The organism is Bifidobacterium jacchi, from assembly GCF_009078285.1.
Classification (GTDB): Bacteria; Actinomycetota; Actinomycetes; order Actinomycetales; family Bifidobacteriaceae; genus Bifidobacterium; species Bifidobacterium jacchi.
This window is the reverse complement of the sequence record NZ_RQSP01000089.1, coordinates 1-2,170: the sequence shown is the minus strand read 5'-3', so window position 1 is coordinate 2,170 and position 2,170 is coordinate 1. Positions and strand designations below refer to the sequence as shown.

2 protein-coding genes are annotated in these 2,170 nt (G+C 53.5%); both read right to left on the bottom strand.

The window, feature by feature from the left end:
• Window positions 1-7 precede the first annotated feature (7 nt).
• Window positions 8-1,090, bottom strand: a complete 1,083-nt coding sequence (locus EHS19_RS10425) for a glycosyltransferase family 2 protein (protein WP_206666364.1) — start codon at window positions 1,088-1,090, stop codon at window positions 8-10.
• 242 nt (window positions 1,091-1,332) lie between these two features.
• Window positions 1,333-2,061: a hypothetical protein gene (locus tag EHS19_RS10420; protein ID WP_151917691.1), complete on the bottom strand. Its 729-nt coding sequence runs from the start codon at window positions 2,059-2,061 to the stop codon at window positions 1,333-1,335.
• Between the last annotated feature and the right edge of the window lie 109 nt (window positions 2,062-2,170).

Sequence of the window (2,170 nt, the reverse complement as noted above, 5' to 3'; positions counted from 1 at the left end):
CGCGCCGCTACCTCGACATGTCCCGGCTCGGTGAGACCATACCAGCAGCGGACTGATCATCGTCACAGAGCCGGGCGAAGACCAAAGTGCGCAAGAATCCGGGCACTACCGTGCCACCGGTGGGCTTGCCGCTGTAGCCGCCCCATTCGTCCTGATCGGCCCACACCTTCTGCATGGGAGCGGAATACTCGATCTCCTTGATTCGCTCTAGCTGGTCTTCCACGAGTCTGCGCTGGATGCGCTGCACTTCAGAGATGATCTGCAGCGCCACACAGAATGCAGCAAGCAGAATCAGCGCAACGCCAGCCAGCATCGACTGGATATGGCCCTGCGAATTGCCCTGGAAGAAGAACACCAGATAACGCACGAACGGGATGAGCCCGAGCACGCCGAACACAATCGCCGCCCATTTGAAGATGACGTTCGACTTGAACATGAGGAAGCTGCGGATGATCGCGCCGCCCGACTTGGCCATATGCTCGAAGATGTTGCTGAACAGTCGCGATTCGCGGGTCTTCGGGTTGGTGGTGATAGCGTACGAGGTGATGGCGATGCGTTTGTTGCCCGCCTGGATGATCGTCTCCATGCAGTAGCTGAACTCGGTGACGATGTTGAGCTTGATCAGCGATGACTTCGAATACGCGCGGAAACCACTTGCAGCGTCAGGAATATGCGTGCCGGCTGCCTTGTTGACCACCCATGATCCGAAATGCTGCATAGTCTTCTTGAACGCGCTGAACTCCTTGATCTTGGAGGTCTGGCGGTCCCCGACCACAATATCCGCCTCATGGTGGATGATCGGCTGCACGAGCTCCGCGATAGCAGCCGAAGGGTACTGGTTGTCGCCATCCGTGTTGACGACGATATCGGCGCCATGCTTGAGCGCATAGTCAACGCCGTCACGGAACGCACGCGCCAGACCCATCGGCTTGGCATGATGGACCACATGCTGCACGCCAAGCGCGCGAGCAACATCCACCGTATTGTCGGAGCAGCCGTCATCGATGATGAGCAGTTGGATGTCGTCAATGCCGGGAATCTCCTTGGGGATATCCTTGAGCACCATCGGCAGTGTCTTTTCCTCGTTCAAGCACGGTATCTGTATGAATAAACGCATATCCGATCATTCCTCGTTTCGCTGGCGGCTCAACCTTCACAGGCCGCGAGTCGGTAGTCATACTGTCTTGCTGCTTGCTAACCGATAATGATAGACGGACCCGCGAACCGTGATCTGAACGATACCGGTGACGATCGGAACTCTAGACGCTACTTACAATCAATAACAGTTACCCCATCCAGAACACTTACCTGAAAAGTCAATATTCAAAAATGTCATCCAATGCCATGCGCATATTTATCGGCAAAGTCTGGAGAGAGAGCATGCCAGCCAATGCCTTCAGCTTTCCACCCCAACCGCACAAGCATGTCATTTTCAGGCTTACTCACAGTATAGTTATGTGTTCCTCTACGAGCACGACGATTGTACTGCCTGTATAACGGCCACGAACCTCCGCTGCGCCACCCGATGCCCTCGTATTTCCATCCTTTTTTTATTAGCATATCGCGTTCTGCTACATTAAGGGTGTAATGATGATCGCCAGCATTGCGATTGTAAAGCCGGTAGACAGGCGCTCCCTGCGTAGGAGCAATCCATCCAGCATTCTGCTCCAATTTCCATCCAGCACCGCGATTGATGCCCCAGCACTTGAATTGTCCGTCGCTACCTACTCCGCAAAAACCACCGCCACCGCTCATCGGACCAGATAGCTTTTCAACTTCAACTGTGTTTGACGTATAAAAATGCTCTCCGGAATTGGGATTATATAAACGATACATCGTCACCGCTCGTCCTTGCTTCATAAGCAGCAGAACATCACGAGAGATCTCGCCAGGAGACCACCACACCCAATCACACCCATACTGGTTACAACCATACCAAGCGTCACTGTACCCTTTTATTGGTTGCCAGCCGGAATCTGCATAGGCAGGTTGCACAGACACGCCAAACGCCGTTAAAACTGCAACAACTACAGCAATGAGCCTCCCTGATTTTCCCCTCATCTTTATACCTCATTTCACCCTAGTTGAATAGTCGACCATATTATATAGAGTCTTCGCCAGTTTGTGTGGTGGTGTTGGGGTCGGGGTGTGGGTGTGGAGGAGGCGTTCG

Bases quoted from the DNA above. Each gene is read 5' to 3' on its own strand.
- EHS19_RS10420 (WP_151917691.1), bottom strand. From the start codon at position 2,061: ATGAGGGGAAAATCAGGGAGGCTCATTGCTGTAGTTGTTGCAGTTTTA.